Source organism: Micromonospora sp. NPDC006431, from assembly GCF_042870725.1.
Lineage (GTDB): Bacteria > Actinomycetota > Actinomycetes > Mycobacteriales > Micromonosporaceae > Micromonospora.
Genome location: NZ_JBIAHQ010000003.1, coordinates 284,931 through 302,784, shown reverse-complemented (window position 1 = coordinate 302,784; position 17,854 = coordinate 284,931). Strand labels below are relative to the sequence as shown.

Annotated in this window: 20 protein-coding genes; 8 read left to right on the top strand and 12 right to left on the bottom strand. The window is 73.2% G+C overall.

Annotated elements, in window-relative coordinates:
- Positions 1-37 precede the first annotated feature (37 nt).
- Both xseA and ACFYM6_RS07815 read left to right on the top strand, forming a co-directional pair.
- A complete protein-coding gene (gene xseA, locus ACFYM6_RS07820) occupies positions 38-1,291 on the top strand; it encodes an exodeoxyribonuclease VII large subunit (RefSeq protein ID WP_387273299.1) in 1,254 nt (417 codons plus the stop codon).
- 23 nt (positions 1,292-1,314) lie between these two features.
- Positions 1,315-1,527 (top strand): exodeoxyribonuclease VII small subunit, encoded by a 213-nt coding sequence (locus ACFYM6_RS07815; protein ID WP_357437775.1) that lies wholly within the window; start codon positions 1,315-1,317, stop codon positions 1,525-1,527.
- A gap of 55 nt (positions 1,528-1,582) precedes the next feature.
- On the opposite strand, the gene ACFYM6_RS07810 is transcribed toward ACFYM6_RS07815, so the two are convergent.
- From ACFYM6_RS07810 to ACFYM6_RS07800, 3 genes are all read right to left on the bottom strand, one after another.
- Positions 1,583-2,419 carry a hypothetical protein gene (locus ACFYM6_RS07810; RefSeq protein WP_387273297.1) on the bottom strand — a complete coding sequence of 279 codons (837 nt, stop codon included), beginning with the start codon at positions 2,417-2,419 and terminating at the stop codon, positions 1,583-1,585.
- Between the two features lie 226 nt (positions 2,420-2,645).
- Positions 2,646-3,467, bottom strand: a complete 822-nt coding sequence (locus ACFYM6_RS07805; RefSeq protein WP_387273295.1) for a hypothetical protein — start codon at positions 3,465-3,467, stop codon at positions 2,646-2,648.
- A gap of 111 nt (positions 3,468-3,578) precedes the next feature.
- Positions 3,579-4,277, bottom strand: a complete 699-nt coding sequence (locus tag ACFYM6_RS07800; protein WP_387273293.1) for a DUF4245 domain-containing protein — start codon at positions 4,275-4,277, stop codon at positions 3,579-3,581.
- Positions 4,278-4,436: 159 nt separating this feature from the next.
- On the opposite strand from ACFYM6_RS07800, the gene glpX reads away from it, so the two are divergent.
- Positions 4,437-5,468, top strand: coding sequence for a class II fructose-bisphosphatase (gene glpX, locus ACFYM6_RS07795; RefSeq protein WP_387273291.1), 1,032 nt, complete (start codon positions 4,437-4,439; stop codon positions 5,466-5,468).
- Positions 5,465-6,469, top strand: a complete 1,005-nt coding sequence (locus tag ACFYM6_RS07790; protein ID WP_387273289.1) for a DMT family transporter — start codon at positions 5,465-5,467, stop codon at positions 6,467-6,469. The genes glpX and ACFYM6_RS07790 overlap by 4 nt, the downstream gene beginning before the upstream one ends.
- Here the strand turns inward: ACFYM6_RS07790 and ACFYM6_RS07785 are convergent.
- A complete protein-coding gene (locus ACFYM6_RS07785) occupies positions 6,438-7,355 on the bottom strand; it encodes an NAD-dependent epimerase/dehydratase family protein (RefSeq protein ID WP_387273749.1) in 918 nt (305 codons plus the stop codon). The two genes, ACFYM6_RS07790 and ACFYM6_RS07785, sit on opposite strands and share 32 nt — an antisense overlap.
- A gap of 140 nt (positions 7,356-7,495) precedes the next feature.
- On the opposite strand from ACFYM6_RS07785, the gene ACFYM6_RS07780 reads away from it, so the two are divergent.
- Positions 7,496-8,188 (top strand): TetR/AcrR family transcriptional regulator, encoded by a 693-nt coding sequence (locus ACFYM6_RS07780; protein WP_387273287.1) that lies wholly within the window; start codon positions 7,496-7,498, stop codon positions 8,186-8,188.
- A gap of 38 nt (positions 8,189-8,226) precedes the next feature.
- Here ACFYM6_RS07780 and ACFYM6_RS07775 read toward each other — a convergent pair whose 3' ends face one another.
- From ACFYM6_RS07775 to ACFYM6_RS07750, 6 genes are all read right to left on the bottom strand, one after another.
- Complete coding sequence (locus tag ACFYM6_RS07775; RefSeq protein ID WP_387273286.1) at positions 8,227-9,195, bottom strand: NAD(P)/FAD-dependent oxidoreductase; 969 nt, start codon at positions 9,193-9,195, stop codon at positions 8,227-8,229.
- Positions 9,196-9,299: 104 nt separating this feature from the next.
- Complete coding sequence (locus tag ACFYM6_RS07770) at positions 9,300-9,962, bottom strand: rhomboid family intramembrane serine protease (protein ID WP_387273284.1); 663 nt, start codon at positions 9,960-9,962, stop codon at positions 9,300-9,302.
- Positions 9,963-10,076: 114 nt separating this feature from the next.
- A complete protein-coding gene (locus ACFYM6_RS07765) occupies positions 10,077-10,751 on the bottom strand; it encodes a lytic transglycosylase domain-containing protein (RefSeq protein ID WP_387273282.1) in 675 nt (224 codons plus the stop codon).
- A gap of 339 nt (positions 10,752-11,090) precedes the next feature.
- Positions 11,091-12,506, bottom strand: a complete 1,416-nt coding sequence (locus tag ACFYM6_RS07760; RefSeq protein ID WP_387273280.1) for a PhoH family protein — start codon at positions 12,504-12,506, stop codon at positions 11,091-11,093.
- Between the two features lie 345 nt (positions 12,507-12,851).
- Positions 12,852-13,286, bottom strand: coding sequence for a hypothetical protein (locus tag ACFYM6_RS07755; protein WP_387273278.1), 435 nt, complete (start codon positions 13,284-13,286; stop codon positions 12,852-12,854).
- A 91-nt stretch (positions 13,287-13,377) separates the two neighbouring features.
- Positions 13,378-13,719 carry a hypothetical protein gene (locus ACFYM6_RS07750; RefSeq protein ID WP_073836822.1) on the bottom strand — a complete coding sequence of 114 codons (342 nt, stop codon included), beginning with the start codon at positions 13,717-13,719 and terminating at the stop codon, positions 13,378-13,380.
- Positions 13,720-13,983: 264 nt separating this feature from the next.
- On the opposite strand from ACFYM6_RS07750, the gene ACFYM6_RS07745 reads away from it, so the two are divergent.
- The 3 genes from ACFYM6_RS07745 (at position 13,984) to otsB (ending at position 15,832) form a co-directional block, all read left to right on the top strand.
- Positions 13,984-14,424 (top strand): XRE family transcriptional regulator, encoded by a 441-nt coding sequence (locus ACFYM6_RS07745; RefSeq protein WP_387273276.1) that lies wholly within the window; start codon positions 13,984-13,986, stop codon positions 14,422-14,424.
- A 162-nt stretch (positions 14,425-14,586) separates the two neighbouring features.
- On the top strand, positions 14,587-14,940 hold the full coding sequence (locus ACFYM6_RS07740; RefSeq protein WP_357437736.1) for a hypothetical protein: 354 nt from the start codon (positions 14,587-14,589) through the stop codon (positions 14,938-14,940).
- A 67-nt stretch (positions 14,941-15,007) separates the two neighbouring features.
- Positions 15,008-15,832: a trehalose-phosphatase gene (gene otsB / locus ACFYM6_RS07735; protein ID WP_387273274.1), complete on the top strand. Its 825-nt coding sequence runs from the start codon at positions 15,008-15,010 to the stop codon at positions 15,830-15,832.
- A 38-nt stretch (positions 15,833-15,870) separates the two neighbouring features.
- Here otsB and ACFYM6_RS07730 read toward each other — a convergent pair whose 3' ends face one another.
- Together ACFYM6_RS07730 and ACFYM6_RS07725 are read right to left on the bottom strand one after the other, a co-directional pair.
- A complete protein-coding gene (locus ACFYM6_RS07730) occupies positions 15,871-16,641 on the bottom strand; it encodes an isoprenyl transferase (RefSeq protein ID WP_387273272.1) in 771 nt (256 codons plus the stop codon).
- Between the two features lie 31 nt (positions 16,642-16,672).
- Positions 16,673-17,818: a geranylgeranyl reductase family protein gene (locus ACFYM6_RS07725; RefSeq protein WP_387273270.1), complete on the bottom strand. Its 1,146-nt coding sequence runs from the start codon at positions 17,816-17,818 to the stop codon at positions 16,673-16,675.
- Between the last annotated feature and the right edge of the window lie 36 nt (positions 17,819-17,854).

Genomic DNA, 17,854 nt, shown 5'->3' with positions numbered 1-17,854 from the left:
CGCGGGTGGTGTCGGCCCCGGGCCGTAGGGTGGGCGGGTGAGCGAGGTGGGGCGGGTGAGCGAGGTGGGGCGGGGCGGCGCGGAGGCGGGGCGGAGCACGTCCGAGGAGCCGTGGCCGGTCCGGGTGGTCAGCCAGAAGATCGGCGCCTGGATCGCCCGGCTGGGCTGGGTCTGGGTGGACGGGCAGGTCGCGCAGATCAGCCGCCGGCCCGGCGCGACCACCGTCTTCCTCACCCTGCGTGATCCCTCGGCCGACCTCAGCCTGACCGTGACCACCAACCGGGACGTGCTCGACGCGGGCGCGCCGGAGTTGCGCGAGGGCGCCCGGGTGGTGCTGCACGCCAAGCCCGAGTTCTATGCCGCCCGGGGCACGCTCAGCCTGCGCGCCGACGAGATCCGCCAGGTCGGGCTCGGCGAGCTGCTGGCGCGGCTGGAGAAGCTCAAGAAACTGCTGGCCGCGGAGGGGCTCTTCGACCGGGCCCGCAAGCGCCGGCCGCCGTTCCTGCCCGGCCGGATCGGCCTGATCACCGGCCGCGCCTCGGCCGCCGAGCGGGACGTGCTGACCAACGCCCGGCGGCGCTGGCCGGCGGTGGAGTTCCGCACGGTCAACGTCGCCGTGCAGGGGCCGAGCGCGGTGCCGCAGATCGTCGACGCGCTCAAGGCGCTCGACACGGACCCGAGCATCGACGTGATCATCATCGCCCGGGGCGGCGGCAGCATCGAGGACCTGCTGCCCTTCTCCGACGAGGCGCTCTGCCGGGCGGTCTTCGCCTGCCGCACCCCGGTGGTCAGCGCGATCGGCCACGAGACGGACGCGCCGCTGCTGGACTACGTCGCCGACGTCCGCGCCTCGACTCCGACGGACGCGGCGAAGCGGATCGTCCCCGACCTCACCGAGGAGGTACGCCTCATCGGCCAGGCCCGGTCCCGGCTGGAACGGGCGGTCCGCAACCTGGTCGACCGGGAGCAGCACCGCCTCGACCTGCTGCGCTCCCGCCCGGTGCTGGCCCGCCCGCAGGTGATGGTCGACCAGCGGGGCGCCGACGTCGCCGCGCTGCGCGACCGGGCCGGGCGCTGCCTGGAGCACCGGCTCGGCGGTGCCGCCGACGACCTGCGCCACACCCTGGCCCGGCTGCGCGCGCTCTCTCCCGCAGCGACCCTCGACCGGGGGTACGCGATCGTCCAGCGCCCCGACGGCCACGTGCTGCGCGCCGCGTCCGAGGTGGCCAAGGGCGACCCACTGCGGGTCCGCCTCGCCGAGGGTGAGCTCACCGCGACCGTGGCCGGCTGAGCGATGTGTTGGGATGGGAGCCGATGACTGACGCGAAGAAGGACGAGCGGCTCAGCTACGAGCAGGCCCGTGCCGAACTGGCCGGCGTGGTGGAGCGGCTGGAGGCCGGCGGCACCTCGCTGGAGGAGTCGCTGGCGCTCTGGGAGCGCGGCGAGCAGCTCGCCGAGACCTGCCAGCGCTGGCTGGACGGGGCGCGGGCCCGCATCGACGCCGCCCGGCAGCGCGCCGAGGAGTGACCTGGGGTGGACGGCCGACGGGGCGGCCGGGGCCGCCCCGTCGACGTCGTCGTGCTCAATTGAACAGGTTGTAGAACTCCGGCGGCGCCTCGACGACCTGGTCGGCCGGGGGCTTCTGCGCCGCGCTGGCGTTGCCGTAGTCGGTGTAGGCGATCTTGATGTCCTGCGCGGCGCTCTGGCCGGCGGCGGGGATCTGCATGACCAGTTCGCTGAGCCGCCCCTGCGGGTCGACCTTGGCGGTGAACGGCACCGACTGTGCCTGCGCCCCGAGCGCGGTGATCACCGCCGGGTCGAGCGAGCCCGCCTCGGCCGCCTTGGACACGTCGACGGTGCCCGCGTACGTGCCCTCGCCGGTCTGACGGACCTCGGTGATGCCCTGGGTCAGCACGGCGCTGCCGGCCGGGTCGAGCTTGTCGAAGTCGAACCCCAGGGCCCGATTGCCCTTGATCCGGGTCTGGTCGAGGTGCTGGTACTTGCCGAGGTTGAGCTTCTGCACGCCGGGCACGCTGCTCGCGGCCTTGCCGCCCAGCTCCAGCTTCACCCAGCTGTCCGGCTTGTAGTGGATCAGGTCCAGCTTCATCATCAGATCGGACGTCGGGTCACCGATCGTCATCCGCATCTCCGCGCTCTGGCTCGGCTCGTGCACCTGCCCCTCGGCGGTGGAGCCGGCGCCGGACATGCTGAACCGGAAGTTGCCGTCGCGGATCGCGTTCGTGGAGTTGAGCAGGGCCTGCTTGGCGTCGCCCGACGTAGCGCTCGGCGCGACGCTGCCGGAGACGCTCGGGGAGGCGGTGGTCCCCGCGGTGCCGGTCCCGTTGTCGTTGCAGGCGGCCAGGGCGGGGCTGAGCAGTGCCGCGGCGAAGGCCGCCGCGCTGAAGCGTCGAATCTTCACGTGAACTCTCCAGGTGGGTCGTCCGGCCCACGGAGGTGCCGGAGGCGGGGCGCCGCTGCCCTGACGCCGGCTGCGGCGCACGAGCCCCGTCCGGCCGGCGTCGCGCCCCGGCGGGCTCGTGCCCTCATCTGTTCCCGGAAGCGGCCTTCGGCAATCCATGTCCATTCCGGGCGGACGACCCCGCGTCGGGTGGGGCCGGCCGACGCCGCCCCCACCCGCACCCGGATCAGCTCTGGAACATCTGGTACAGCTGGTCGGACGCCTCGACGACCTGGCCGGCCGGGGGCGCCTGGACGGCGGCGGCGCTGCCGTAGTCGGCGTACGTGACGGTCACGGCCTGCGCCTCGGCGCCGCCGGCGGCGGGCACCTGGACGGCGAACTCGGTCAGCCGGCCCTGCGCGTCGAGCTTCGCGGTGAACGGCACGGCGCTGGCCTGGGCGCCGAGCGCCTTGACGGTCTCGGCGTCGAGCAGGTCGGAGTCGCTCGCCTTGGTGGCGTCGATCGTGCCCGCGTACGTGCCCTCGCCGGTCTGCTTGACGTCGGTGATCGCCTTGATCATCTTGTCGGCGCCCGCCGGGTCGACGTCGGTGAAGTCGAAGTTCAGCTCCTTGGCGTTCTTGATCTTGCTGCGGTCCAGGTGCTGGTACTTGCCCTTCATCGCCTTGAAACCGGGGACGGCGTCCGCCATCGCCCCGGCGAGCTCGAGCTTGACCCAGCTGTCGGCGTCGATGAACACGAGGTGCATCGACATGGCGAGGTCGTCGTTGGCCGTCTGCCCGCTCTCCAGCTTCATCTCGGCGCTCTTGGACGGCATGTGTACGGTCCCGCTGCCGTTGAACTCACCACCCTTGATGCCGAAGGTGAAGTTGCCCTTCTGGATCTCCTTGGTGGCGGCGGCGAGCGCCTCCTTCGGGTCCGCCGGAATCCCCGAGGCGGCGGCGGACTTGCTGTCGGCGGTCGGCGAGCCGGCCTCGGACTTGCAGGCGGCCAGACCAGGGACGAACAGGGCGGCGGCGAGGACGCCGACGCTCCACCGTCGAATGTTCACGTGGTTCTCTTTCTGGTATTTGGTGCGGACGCGCGATGCGTGCCAGTTTGTCCGGCCCGGGCAGCCTAGCGGACCGGCCCCGGCCCTTGGGGGGCACCGGAAACGGACGGATCAGCGCACGGCGGTGGCGAGCTGGCGTAGCTCGTTGTCCCGGGCATCGCCCACGACGATCACCGTCCGGTTCGGTTCCAGCAGGACGAGGGCCTGCTCGTTGCCCCGAGCGGTGTACCGCTGCCAGCTACCGTCGGCCAGGTCGGCCGGTCCCTGCGGCTGGCCACCTTTCAGCTCGGCGGGGAGCAGCTTGTCGGCGGCCACGTTGCTCTCCACGAGTTGCGCGCCGCGCCCCTCCGGGGTCAGGTAGCCGATCCGCAGCGTCCCGCCGCCCGCCTCGGCCTGGTAGCGCGCGCTGACCGTACGCCAGCCGGAGCTCAGCCCCTCCGGCGGGCTGACCGGGAAGGCGCCCGCCGACCGGGCCTGCTCGATGGCGGGTGCCGGATCGACCGTGGCCGGCTCGTCCCCACCCAGGACGCCTCGGTAGAAGGCGAGCAGCAGCGCGATCGGGACCAGGAGCACCAGCAGCGAGAGCGCCATGTCCCGCGGCGACCGCTCGGAGCGCGCCCGGTCCTTCCGCGCGGGCGGCGCGGCGTGGTCGCCCGCGCCGGCCAGCGGCGCGACCCCGCCCGGCGACTCCACGAGGGCGGGCTCGCCGGCCGTCGGAGGGGTCGCCCCGGCGGTCGACCGGACGGGTGGCTGGCCGTCCGGCGGGGTGGCGTCGGTCGGTACGCGATCGGCAGGGTGTGCGGCTTCCACCCGCCCATTCTCGCAGCCGTCCGGGTGACGTGATCCTGGCCTCCTCCGCCCCGACCCGGCGCGCGAGCTGTCATCGTGTGAGGATCAGCGACAAAGCCGGCGGCGGCGACGGCCGCAGCGTGCCGGTCCACCCCGCAACGTCGCGAGGAGGAAGCCGTGATGACAACCACCAGGACGCGGACCCCGCAGAACCTCGACCGCAATCTCGCCCTCGACCTGGTCCGGGTCACCGAGGCCGCGGCGATGGCGGCCGGCCGCTGGGTCGGCCGGGGCGACAAGGAGGGCGGCGACGGGGCAGCCGTCGACGCCATGCGCAAGCTGATCAACTCGATCCCGATGCGCGGGGTCGTGGTGATCGGCGAGGGCGAGAAGGACAACGCCCCGATGCTCTTCAACGGCGAGGAGGTCGGTGACGGGACCGGTCCCGAGGTCGACGTGGCGGTCGATCCGATCGACGGCACCACCCTGATGAGCAAGGGCATGCCGAACGCGCTCGCGGTGCTCGCGGTCGCCGAGCGTGGCGCGATGTTCGACCCGAGCGCCGTCTTCTACATGGAGAAGCTCGCCGTCGGCCCGATGTACGCCGACGTGGTCGACATCAACGCCGGGGTGGCCGAGAACATCCGCCGGATCGCCAAGGTCAAGGGCACCGACGTCGCCGAGGTGACGGTCTGCGTGCTGGACCGGTCCCGCCACGACGACCTGGTGAAGCAGATCCGGCGTACCGGGGCGGGCATCCGGTTCATCTCCGACGGCGACATCGCGGGTGCCATCGCCGCCGCCCGTGGCGAGTCGGACGTCGACGTGCTGATGGGCGTCGGCGGCACCCCGGAGGGCATCACCGCGGCCTGCGCGCTCAAGTGCATGGGCGGCATGATGCAGGCCAAGCTCTGGCCGAAGGACGCCGAGGAGCGGGAGAAGGCGCTCGCCGCCGGGCACGACCTGGACCGGGTGCTGTTCACCGACGACCTGGTCACCGGGGACAACTGCTTCTTCGTGGCCACCGGTGTGACCTCCGGCGACCTGCTGCGTGGCGTGCGCTACCGGGCCGGCGGGGCGTACACGCAGTCGATCGTGATGCGCTCCAAGAGCGGCACGATCCGGGTGATCGACTCGTACCACCGGCTGGAGAAGCTTGCCCTCTACTCGGCGGTCGACTTCGACGGACGACCCTTGGCCGAGCAGGAGTGACCGCGACCGGGACGGCGGCGCCCCCCACGCTGTCGGCCGCGCGGCGGATCGCCGGCGTCGGGCTGGCCACCGCCTCGGGGGTCGCGGTGGCCGTCCAGTCCCGGATCAACGGCGAGTTGGGCGTACGCCTGGCCGACGGGATCGCCGCCGCGGTGGTCTCGTTCGGCCTCGGCCTGCTCGTGCTGCTGGTGCTGGTCCCCGGCACCCCGGGCGGCCGGCGGGGACTGGCCGCCCTCCGGGCGGCACTGCGCGAGGGCTCCCTGCGGCCGTGGCAGTGCCTCGGCGGGGTGTGCGGTGCGTTTCTGGTGGCCACCCAGGGGCTGACCATCGGCACCCTCGGGGTGGCCGTGTTCACCGTCGCCGTGGTGGCCGGGCAGTCCGGCAGCAGCCTGCTGGTGGACCGGGCCGGCATCGGCCCGACCGGCCGCCAGCCGGTCACCCCGAACCGGCTGGTCGGCGCGGTGCTCACCGTGCTGGCCGTGCTGCTGGCGGTGAGCGACCGGCTCGGCGACCCGCGCGCCCTGGCGCTGGCCCTGCTGCCGCTGGCGGCCGGGGTGGGCATCGCCTGGCAGCAGGCGGTGAACGGCCGGGTCCGGGGAGCCTCCGGCAGTGCCCTGGCCGCCACCCTGGTCAACTTCGCCGTCGGCACCGTCGCGCTGCTCGCCACCTTCGCCGTGGAGGTGGCGGTCCGGGGCCGCCCGGGCGGCGTCCTGCCCAGCGAGCCCTGGCTCTATCTGGGTGGCCCGATCGGCATCGTGTTCATCGCGCTGGCCGCCGCCATCGTCCGTTTCACCGGGGTGCTGCTGCTCGGCCTGGCCACCATCGCCGGGCAGATCGTCGGCGCGGTCCTGCTGGACGTGGCGCTGCCGACGGCGGCCTCGCACCCCGGGCCGGCCACCCTGCTCGGCGCGGTGCTGACCCTGGTCGCGGTCCTCGTCGCCGCGCTCGGACCGCCGCTGAAGCTGACGGTCAGCCGCGCAGCCCCGCCACCGTCTCCTTGATCGCCTGGTCCAGCGGGGTCGGCTCGATACCCAGGGTGGCGGTGGCGGCTGACGAGTCCATCAGGTACGGCCGGTCGAACTGGTAGGCGGTCTCCCGCAGCTCACGGGCCATCGGGTTGGCGAGGCCGCCGAGCCAGAGCACCGGGTAGGGCATCCGGGTCAGCTTCGGCGCCGGCGCGCCGGTCAGGGCCGCCGCGCGGACGGCCAGGTCCCGCATCGGTACGGCCGGCCCGCTGGGCACGTGCCAGGCCCGCCCCCAGGCCCGCTCGTCGGTCGCGGCGGCGACCAGGGTACGGGCGACGTCCGGGATGTACGTCCAGGTGTGCGGGGCGTCCCAGTCCACCGGCAGGAAGACCCGCCGGCCGGCGAGCACCCGGGGCAGCACCATCATCGCCAGCGAGGTGCCGCCGACGCCGACGTAGTCGGAGCCGCGTACCTCGGTGACCCGGGCCCGGCCGGCCCGGTGTGCGGCGAGCGCGTCGGCCCACATCCGGTTTCGCACCCGCCCCTTGGTGCCGGTCGCGGCCAGCGGGGTCGCCTCGGTCATCGGGCCGTCGACCGGGCCGTACCCGTAGAGGTTGCCGACGGTGGCGAGCACCGCGCCGGTCCGCTCGGCGGCGGTGAGCAGCGCGGCGGCCAGCGGCGGCCAGTCCACCGGCCACCGGTGGTACGCCGGGTTGGCGCAGTTGTGCACCGCGACCGCGCCCTCGGTCAGCGCGGTCAGCCGGGCGGGGTCGGCGGCGTCGGCGGCGACCCGCTCGACCGCCGGGTGCTCGGGTCCGGTGCCGCGGCGGGTCACCACCCGCACCCGGTCGCCCCGCTCGGCGAGGAGGCGGGCGGTGGCGGTGCCGACGGGTCCGGCGCCGACGATCACGTGCAGGGCCATGGTGGCCACCCTTCGAAGCATGGATCCAATCCGAGAGCGGTGCTCTCTACGACCTCCCCAGCATGAACCGCACGCCGCTCACTGTCAAGAGCGCTGCTCTTGGTTTTGATTAGCGCTCTCGGTCGTGGCAGAGTGGGGGCATGGTGGCTCACACGCTCCGCGCCCGGGTCCGTGCCGGCATGATCGACGAGATCAAGGCGGTGGCCCGCCGCCATCTCGCCACCGACGGCGCGAACCTCTCCCTGCGCGCGGTCGCCCGCGACATGGGCATGGTCTCCTCGGCGATCTACCGCTACTTCCCCAGCCGGGACGACCTGCTCACCGCGCTGATCCTCGAGGCGTACGACGCCCTCGGCGAGGCGGTGGAGGCGGCCGACGCCGCCGTCGACCGGGCCGACCTGCGCGGACGCTGGCACGCCGCGTGCGAAGCCGCCCGGGCCTGGGCGCTGACCCACCCCGCCGAATACGCGCTGCTCTACGGCAGCCCGGTCCCCGGGTACGCGGCCCCGGAGGACACCGTCGCACCGGCGGCGCGGCCCCCGCTGACCCTGGTCGGCATCCTCCGCGACGGCCTGGCCGCCGGCCGGCTCAGCCCGCCCGACGAGGAGCTGCCCGAGCCGGTCCGCGCCGACCTCGCCGAACTGGCCGCCGGCTTCTCCCCCGGCCTGCCGGAGGCGCTGCTGGCCCGCGGCCTGGCCGGCTGGACCCAGCTCTTCGGGCTGATCAGCTTCGAGCTGTTCGGGCGGCTGAACGGGGTCATCCCGCACCGCGACGAGTACTTCGACCACCAGATCGCCCTGGTGGCCGACCTCATCGGCCTGCCCGCTGCGTGACCCGCCCCCGCCTCGGCAACGGGGCGGAACGCCGGCGGTCAGGTGCCGTCGGAGGAGTGCCCGGGAAACAGGTGGGCCGTCGGGTCGATGACCACCGCGGCGTTGTTCACCGCCGTGGCCGCCTCGCCGAAGCCGGTGGCGATCAGCCGGACCTTGCCCGGGTACTCGGTGATGTCCCCGGCCGCGAAGACCCGGGGCAGGTTGGTGGCCATCGCGCTGTCCACCAGGATGTGCCGCCGGTCCAGCCGCAGCCCCCACTCGGCGAGCGGGCCCAGGTCGGCGGTGAAGCCGAGGGCGGCGACCAGGGTGTCCACCGGCAGGGTCTCCACCCCGCCGCCACGTACGGTGATTTCCACGCCGCTGACCTGATCCTCGCCGTGCAACCGGGTCACCTCGGCGTTGACCACCAGCCGGACGGGCAGCGACCGCACCCGGGCGACGGTCGACGCGTGGGCGCGGAACTTCTCCCGCCGGTGCACCAGCGTCACCGAGCGGGCGATCGGCTCAAGCGTCACCGCCCAGTCGAAGGCCGAGTCGCCGCCGCCCACGATGACCACGTCCCGGCCGGCCAGCTCGGCCGGCTGCGGTACGAAGTAGACGATCCCGCCGCCCACGAAGCTGTCGGCCACCGGCAGCGGCCGGGGCGTGAAACTGCCCAGACCGCCGGTCACCAGCACCGCGCCGCAGCGCAGCTGCTCGCCGCCGGCCAGGCCGAGCACCGGCCGCCCGTCGAGGTAAGACAGCTTCTCCGCCCGCGCGCCGAGCAGGTATTCGGGATGGAACGGCGCGGCCTGGGCGACCAGGTTCGCCACCAGCTCCCGCCCTTTGATGGCGGGGAACCCGGCGACGTCGAGGATGAGCTTCTCCGGGTACATGGCGGTCACCTGCCCACCCGGCTCGGTCAGCGCGTCGATCACCGCCACGGAGAGCCCGCGGAACCCGGCGTAGTAGGCGGCGAAGAGCCCGGCCGGACCGGCGCCGATCACGGCGACATCGACCTCGCGCATGGCGCACCGTCACTTCCCGCTCACGGATCAACGCGTGCTGGTCCCGACGGTAGGCGGGCCGGTGCCTCCGGGCAAGCACCCGACGCCGACGGCTCGAGGCCCGGTCAGGGCAGGGTCACCGTGGGCGACTCACTGCGTGCCCCCGCCGGTCCATCCGCTCGACGGCGGCGGAACAGGATCGCCGCCGCGACCCCGCCGAGCAGCCCGAACAGGTGCCCCTGCCAGGAGATGAGCTCGTCGGTGGGGAGGATGCCGAGCAACTGCCAGCCGTAGAGCAGGCCGACCAGCAGCACCACCGCGAGGTTCCACCAGCTCCGCTCGACGACGCCGCGGGTCAGCAGGATGCCGAGATAGCCGAAGATCACCCCGCTCGCGCCGACCACCACCGAGTTCGGGGAGCCGGTGAACCACACGCCCAGGCCGCTGACCAGGATGATCACCAGCGTGGACCAGAGGAACCGGCGGGTGCCGGCGGCCAGCACGAAGGTGCCGAGCAGGATCAGCGGGATGCTGTTGCTGTACAGGTGGTTGAAGTCGGCGTGCAGGAACGGCGAGAAGAACACCCCGTCGAGCCCCTGGATCCGGTGCGGGATGATCCCGGCGGTGACGTCGAGGTTGACGTGCAGGCCGACGTCGAGCGCCTCGATGAGGAACAGCACCGGCACGACCGCGCACATGGCGACGAAGGCCCGGCCCAGGGCGGCGTAGAACGCCTCGGTGCCGAACCGTTGGGGATCGTCGCTCGTCGAGCCATCGCGCCAGGTCACGTACCAACAGCTATCAGCAATCCCGGCCGGCCGCCACCCGGGCGCCCCGGCACGCCCCGACATGACGACGGCGGGGTGCGGATCCCCGCCCACCCCGCCGTCGTCACCGTCCGATCAGTACCAGCCCTTGCTCTGCGAGTGCTGCCAGGCACCGCACGGGTTGTTGTACCGGCCCTCGATGTAGCCGAGGCCCCACTTGATCTGGGTGGCCGGGTTGGTCTTCCAGTCGGCCGCGACCGAGCCCATCTTGCTGCCGGGCAGGGCCTGCGGGATCCCGTACGCGCCGGACGCCTCGTTGTAGGCCTTGTGGTTCCAGCCGCTCTCCTTCTCCCAGAGCTTCTCCAGGCACGGGAACTGGTCGATGGCGAAGCCCTCCTGCAGCATGAGCGCGCAGCCGATGGCCCGGTTGCCGCTGTACTCCTCGCAGGAGGCCGGGATCGGCCCGTCGTACGGCTTGGTCGCGGCCGCCGCCTCGCGTGCCTTCTTCCGGGATGCGGCGGCCGCCTCGGCCTCCCGGGCCCGCTGGGCGGCCTCCTTGGCGGCCGCCGCCGCTCGCAGCTTCGCCTGGTACTCGGCGGCCCGCTGCCGGGCCGACTCCAGGCGGTGGTCCGCCTGCCGCTCGCGCTGGTACGCGTACTCCGCCTGGTCGACCTCCAGGCCGGCCTGCGCAGTCAGGCCCTCTTGCTGGACCTGTCGGTCTTCGCCCAGGTAGAAGCCGCCGGCAACGCCCACGGAGAGCAGCGCGACAGCGGCCGTACGGGCACCGAACCGGCTCCACAGCCGACTCACGAAGTGTCCCTTCGTCGGGGGCAAGGACGCGACGCGACGCGTGGCCGTCGGTGGGCCGCGCCGGCGTCGCGAGCGCCCCGACCCCACCGTCGCAGCCGACGCACCGGCGTTCGTGGCTCTCCGCCGTCCGTGGCGAACGATGCTCGACGATCTTCCCGGTGTGTGCGACGGGCTCCAGGTCGCTGCGCGGCGTCAGCCGCGCCGAACTGGAGTTGTCGGAAGCGCTCGTTGGACACCATTGCGCACGGTGAGGCTGATGGGAAACGAAGACGGCCAATTGTGATCTGCACCACATCTTGAAGGCCGTCAAACAGGGACAAAAATGCCGGCTGATTGGCCTCAGAGGGGGATGTCCTCCAACAGATCCGTGACCATCGCGGCGATCGGAGAACGCTCCGAACGGCTGAGGGTGACGTGCGCGAAGAGGGGATGACCCTTCAACGCCTCGATCACCGCGGTCACCCCGTCATGCCGCCCCACTCGGAGGTTGTCCCGCTGGGCCACGTCGTGGGTGAGCACCACCCGGGACCCCTGACCGATCCGGGACAGCACGGTGAGCAGCACGCCCCGCTCCAGCGACTGCGCCTCGTCCACGATGACGAAGGCGTCGTGCAGGCTGCGACCGCGGATGTGGGTCAGCGGCAGCACCTCCAGCAGACCCCGCGAGGTGACCTCCTCGAGCACGTTCTCGTGCACCACCGCGCCGAGCGTGTCGAAGACCGCCTGCGCCCAGGGCGACATCTTCTCCGCCTCCGAGCCGGGCAGATATCCGAGTTCCTGGCCGCCGACCGCGTAGAGCGGGCGGAAGACGATCACCTTCTTGTGCCGGCGGCGCTCCATCACCGCCTCCAGGCCAGCGCAGAGCGCCAGCGCGGACTTGCCGGTGCCGGCCCGGCCACCCAGCGAGACGATGCCGATCGACTCGTCCAGCAGCAGGTCGAGCGCGATCCGCTGCTCCGCCGAGCGGCCGTGCACGCCGAACGCCTCCCGGTCGCCACGGACCAGCCGGACGGTCTTGTCGGGCAGCACCCGGCCGAGCGCCGAGCCGCGCGTCGAGTGCAGCACCAGCCCGGTGTGGCAGGGCAGATCGCCGGCCGCGTCGACATCCAGCGTCTCCCCCGCGTACAGCCGGGCGATCTCCTCCTCGGCCAGGTCCAGCTCGGCCATCCCGGTCCAGGTCGGGTCGCTGGCCTGGCCGTGCCGGTACTCGTCGGCCCGCAGCCCGACCGAGGCCGCCTTCACCCGCAGTGGCATGTCCTTGCTGACCAGGGTGACCTCCCGCCCCTCGGCGGCGAGGTTGAGCGCCACGGAGAGGATCCGGGCATCGTTCGACTCGTTCCGGAAGCCGGGCGGCAGCACCCCGTCGTCGGTGTGGTTCAGCTCCACCCGGAGGGTGCCGCCCTGGTCGTTGGCGGGCACCGGCCGGTCCAGCCGGCCGTGCTTCACCCGCAGCTCGTCCAGCATGCGCAGCGACCGGCGGGCGAACCAGCCCAGCTCGGGGTGGTGCCGCTTGCCCTCCAACTCGGAGATGACCACCAGCGGCAGCACCACCTCGTGCTCGGCGAAGCGGTGGAACGCCGCGGGATCGGAGAGGAGGACCGAGGTGTCCAGGACGAAGGCCGGACCGGCTGGTCGGGGCTCCTCGGTGCCGGCCGGCGCGGCTGCGGCCGCACGGCGGCTGCGGGTGGTCCGGCGGGTGGTGGCAGTCGCGGCCGGGGTCTGGTCGGCACCAGCGGGGGTACGGCGAGTCGTCACAGGCCTGCTCCGCGGATGGGCACCCGGCCACCCGTGTTCCGCCTCGTCCGGTGCCCGGTGGACACGGGGTCGGATGCGGGCCCCGTGCGCGAGGTCGCAGGTCCGGGCTCTCCGGCTGGCCCGGGAAAACCCCGCGCCATGCTTAGACGCTAATCGCACCTGGGCCCGTCGGCTAGTGGTGCGGATGGATCTCACCTGACCGGGAGATGAACGGCGCACGGCGGAACCGGCCGGGATGCATGCCCCCTGCGCGCATCCCGGCCGGCGGAGCCACCGTCACCGGTCTGACGTGGCCCCGACGGTGCGCGTCCGCCGCGGACGACACACCGTGCTCTGGGGCGGGCCTCAGCCCTGCCGGCGGACGAGGGTCCCGGTCGGCCGCCCGCCGGCGACGGAGGCGCTGAACGAGGACCCGGTGTACGTGGTGCCCTGCCGGGTGGCGAGCCCGCCGAGCTGGGCGGTCGCGGTGGCCCGCAGGGCCGGGCTGGAGGTTGCCCGCGCGGCGACCGCGGCAGGAGCGACGGTGCCGGCGAACGGGGCCGCGGCGCGGGCGGCCGGGGTGGTCACCGACGCCGGCGCCGGACCGGCCAGTGCCGGGGCGATCGCGGCCTGCGCGTCGCGGCGCCGCCGGTGCCAGGCGCCCCGGTCGCCGTCGAAGTATCCCTGCCGGTAGCCGAACCGGTAGCCGATCCGGTAGCTGAGCTGGCCGTGCAGCCGACCCGCCGCGTAGCAGGTCGACCCGAGCACGAGTACGAGCACGACGGCGAGGAACGGGCTCATCCGGTCACTCCCGAAGAGGTCGAGTCGACAACTCGTGGCGCGGCGCCAGACGCGTCGAGCGGGAGTTGCCGCTCCGTGCCGGCCCGCCGGGTCATCGCTCCTCCGGCTCGACCTCGGGGTCGACGACCAGCAGCCGCTCCAGGTCGGCGGTGCTGACCTCCTCGACCAGCTCGACGCTGATCCGGCAGCCGTCCAGGATCACCTCGGCCACCGAGGAGCGCCGGATCTCCCCGCCGGCGTCGTAGACCCGGACGCTCAACTCCGGACAGCCGAGGTGGGTCCGCCAGGCGTTCCACTCGTCCCGGTCACCGACACTGAGCGAGAGGTACCGGCAGCCCCGGGCGAGGTAGAGGCGCCACGGCGCGCTCAGCCCGGCGGCCACGCCGTCCGCGATCAGGCCGAAGGCCTGGGCACGGGTCGCGAGCTCGGTCACGAGACCCCCTCGTCACCCGCGGAGTGACGCATGTGAGCACTAATCGTCTCATGCACGTGACACACCGTAAGTTGTCTCATGAGCGTGACAGTATCAGCTTTTCGTCTGTTTACCGCCGTCCTGGGGTCCTTCTATTCTGCCCGGGTGACACCCCTCAGGAGCAGCACTGGATCGTTTACCGGAAATCCGAGAACCTCGTCACGTCAGCGTGACAGCAGCGTGCCGGGATGCGCCCGCGAGGCCGACGGGTCGTACCGTCACGGAGTGACCGAGACCGCCAACGCCCGGAAGATCGCCTTCGCCACCTTCGTCCGCCGCGCGCTGGACGACGCGCGGGCCATGCGGGCCTGGAGCGGCACCGAGGTCTCCCGGCGCACCGGGGTCTCCCGGCAGACCATCAACCGTTGGGTACGCGGGGACTGGGCCAGCGACCCCGAGGCGGAACGGGTGGTCGCCTTCTGCGAGGGCCTGGGCCTCAACCCGGCCGCCGCCTTCACCGCCCTGGGCTGGGACCGCGCCACCACCCCGCGCGTCGCCGCCACCCCGCCGCCGATGGACCCCGACGTCGAGGCACTGCTCCGCCGATTGGTCGACCCGAACGTGTCGGACGCGGAGAAATTCCATATTCGAGAAACGATTCGCTACCTCGCTTATCGGCCAACTCTCCCGGTCAATCTCCGAAATAGCGGTAAACAGGCCGGGTAGTTCCTCAGATGGCGAAAGAACCGAAGGTCAGACCCGTTCGTTTCGCTCCGGGGACGGAACGGGCACGCTAGCGTCCCTATTCGTACTGCTGGGGCTCGTCGTCGGCGGGGGGACGGGACAAGGCCGAACCCAGCCCTGCGGGACAGAAGGAGGGGTCTGTCCATGACCCTGAAATGGTTGGCAGTCGTGGTCGCGGTGGTGTCGGTGACATCGTGCGTGACCGGCAACGTGGTGGTGGGCGTACTGAACGGCGGGGAGCTTCCCCTGATCGTCAACCTCTTCGCGCTCACCACGGCCGGCACCGCGGTGGTCCTCGCCGTCCTCGCCGAGCTGCACGACCGGCTCAACGACCGGGTCAGCGCGCTGACCGAGTTCCTGGTGGCGCGGCTCAACGAGATCGAGGCGCACACCGGCGACCGGAACACCGGCTTCGTGGAGGGCTACCTGCTGAGCCACGGCCCGGAGGCGGCCGTGGTGCCGTTCGGGCGCCGGGGACGGGGAGCCGCCGAACGCTGATCCATGTCGCCCGAACGTCACATCTCGGCCACGAATATGCCGCCGTGACCGGGGTACGCTGTCGCGCGTGCCGCCGTTGAACCTGGGCAACCAGCAGCCGAAGACCCCGTTGGACGTGGAGCACGCCTGGCGGGCCACCGCCACCCGTGCCGGCGACGTGGTTTTCTTCTTCGACTTCGACGGCACCCTGGCGCCGGTCGACGACGACCCCACCGCGGTACGGCCCGCGCCGAAGGTGCTCGCCGCCCTGGAGGCGCTCGCCCCGCACGTACGCCGGATCGCCATCGTCTCCGCGCGCCCGGTGGAGTTCCTCCGCGACCAGCTCGGCGGCCTCGACGGCATCGACCTCTACGGGCTCTACGGGCTGGAGCACAGCCACTCCGGCGGGGAGACCGTGACCGAGCCCGCCGCCCTGCCCTGGGTGCCGACCATGGCGGAACTGGCCGAGCAGGCGCGCGCGGAACTGCCGCCCGGCGCCCTCGTGGAGTTCAAGCGGCTCTCGGTCGCCCTGCACTGGCGCACCGCCCCGCAGCTCGGCGACCTGGTCCAGGAATGGGGCCGGGCCCGGGCCGAGCGACTGGGCCTGCGCTGCCAGGCCGGACGCATGGTGCTGGAACTGAAGCCCCCGGTCGACCGGGACAAGGGCATGGTCATCGGTGAGGTGGTCCGGAACACCGCCGGCGCCTGGTACTTCGGTGACGACGTCTCCGACCTCAAGGCGTTCGCCGCGCTACGCGCCCGCGCCGCCGCCGACCCGGACTTCATCGGCGTCTGCGTGGCGGTCGCCAACCCGGAGACCGGGCACGAGGTCGCCGACGCCGCCGACCTCACCCTGGAGTCACCCGCCGTCCTCGCCGACTTCCTCAGCACGGCCCTGTCCCGGCTGCGCTGACCGCTCCACGGGCCGCTGGCCGGGCGGTCGAGCCGCGGTCAGACGCCGAAGCGGCGCTGGCGGGTGGCGTACGAGCGCAGGGCCCGGAGGAAGTCGACCCGACGGAAGTCGGGCCAGTTGAGCTCACAGAAGTAGAACTCCGAGTGGGCCGACTGCCAGAGCATGAAGCCGGACAGGCGCTGCTCACCGCTGGTCCGGATGATCAGATCCGGGTCCGGCAGGCCCTTGGTGTAGAGGTGCTCGGAGATCAGGTCGACGTCGATCGCGCCGGCCAGCTCCTCGATGGTCCCGCCGTTGGCCGCGTGCTCCAGCAGCAGCGAGCGGACCGCATCCGCGATCTCGCGCCGCCCGCCGTACCCGACGGCGATGTTGACCTGCGCCCCGCCGCTGCGGTCCCGGGTGCGCTCCGCGGCGGCCTTGAGCGCGGCGGCGTGGTGCGCGGGCAGCACGTCGAGGGCGCCCACCATGCGCAGCCGCCAGGGGTTGCCCTCCTCGGCCAGCTCGCTGGTGAGGTCCTCGATGATCTGGAGCAGCGGATCCAGCTCGGCGGCCGGTCGGGAGAGATTGTCGGTGGAGAGCAGCCAGAGGGTCACGTGCCCGACGCCGGCCGCGTCGCACCAGCGCAGCAGCTCCTTGATCCGCTCCGCGCCCATCCGGTGGCCGTCGTTCGGATCGACGAAGCCCATCTCCCGGGCCCATCTGCGGTTGCCGTCGCACATCACGCCGACGTGCCGGGGCACCGGCTTGCCCGCGAGCCTCGCCGTCAGCCGGCGCTCGTACACGGAGTAGAGGAGTTTCCGCAGAGTCATCACCTTGCAGGGTAGCGACCCAGGTTGAAGATCAGTGTCGCGGTGGCTGGTCTCGGTTTGTGAGACCGATGCCGATCATGGCCAGGGTGCGGGCGTCGAGACGTCCGTCACCCAGTCCCAGCTCCACCACGGTCCGGTAGACCCGGCCGTCCCGCCGGGCCGCGCCGACCGCCGCGTCCACCACCTGGCGCCGTCGGGCCAGCCAGGCCGCCACCGAGCTGTGCCGCAGGTGCGTGCCGAGCCGCCCGCGAAGGGCGTCGGCGTACCGGCGAGCCGCCTGCGCAGGGCTGCCGGCCGCCGCCGCGCCGGCCAGCGCGCCGGAGCGCAGCGCGTAGAAGATGCCCTCGCCGGTGAACGGGTTGATCAGCGAGAGCGCGTCGCCGGCCAGCACCACCCGACCCCGCCCCGGCGACGGCCGGTGCGTGGAGAGCGGCAGGTGATGGGCCCGCAACTCGGCGACCGTGGCCGGGTCGGTGCCGGGCAGCAGGGCGGCCAGGCGGTCCAGCAGGTGTGTCCGGGTCAACGGCTCGCCGCGCAGCACCTCGCCGTACCCGACGTTCGCCCGGCCGTCGCCGATCGGAAAGGACCAGGCGTACGCCGGCCAGCGCGGGGCCGAGGTGACGATGAGCTGCTCGGGCGGCCCGGGCAGCGCCGGGGCGTAGCCGCGGATGGCGAGCGCGAGGTGGCGGTCCGGGTTCACCGGGTGGCCGAGCGCCCGGCGGAGCACCGAGCCGGCGCCGTCCGCCCCCACCACGGCCCGCCCGGCCAACTCGCCGTCGAGCACCACCCGGTCGGCGCGCAGGTCGACCCGGCGTACGGCGTGCCGGCGCAGCTCCGCCCCGGCCGCGACCGCCGCGGCCACCAGCCGCGCGTCGAACACCGCCCGGGGCACCGTGTACGCGGGCCGGGGCAGCTCCCGCGCCACCGTGCCGCCGCCGGGCCCGACGAGACGTAGCACGGGCAGCGGGGCGTACCCGTCGACCGCGCCGGTCACGCCCAGCTCGGCGAGGACGTCCAGCGCGTGCGCCGCGATGCCGTCGCCGCACGCCTTGTCGCGGGGGAAGTCGTACCGGTCCAGCAGCAGCACCCGGGCGGCTCCGGCCCGCCGCGCGGACAGCGCCGCGGCCGACCCCGCCGGCCCCGCCCCCACCACGATCACGTCCCACTCCTCACCCACCCACCCATCCTCCCCCCGCCGCCCCCGCCAGGACCC

Bases quoted from the DNA above. Each gene is read 5' to 3' on its own strand.
- ACFYM6_RS07785 (WP_387273749.1), bottom strand. From the start codon at position 7,355: ATGGCCCTGCACGTGATCGTCGGCGCCGGACCCGTCGGCACCGCCACC.
- ACFYM6_RS07755 (WP_387273278.1), bottom strand. From the start codon at position 13,286: ATGAGCCCGTTCCTCGCCGTCGTGCTCGTACTCGTGCTCGGGTCGACC.
- ACFYM6_RS07730 (WP_387273272.1), bottom strand. From the start codon at position 16,641: ATGACTCTGCGGAAACTCCTCTACTCCGTGTACGAGCGCCGGCTGACG.
- ACFYM6_RS07815 (WP_357437775.1), top strand. From the start codon at position 1,315: ATGACTGACGCGAAGAAGGACGAGCGGCTCAGCTACGAGCAGGCCCGT.
- ACFYM6_RS07740 (WP_357437736.1), top strand. From the start codon at position 14,587: ATGACCCTGAAATGGTTGGCAGTCGTGGTCGCGGTGGTGTCGGTGACA.
- ACFYM6_RS07780 (WP_387273287.1), top strand. From the start codon at position 7,496: ATGGTGGCTCACACGCTCCGCGCCCGGGTCCGTGCCGGCATGATCGAC.
- glpX (WP_387273291.1), top strand. From the start codon at position 4,437: ATGACAACCACCAGGACGCGGACCCCGCAGAACCTCGACCGCAATCTC.
- ACFYM6_RS07775 (WP_387273286.1), bottom strand. From the start codon at position 9,195: ATGCGCGAGGTCGATGTCGCCGTGATCGGCGCCGGTCCGGCCGGGCTC.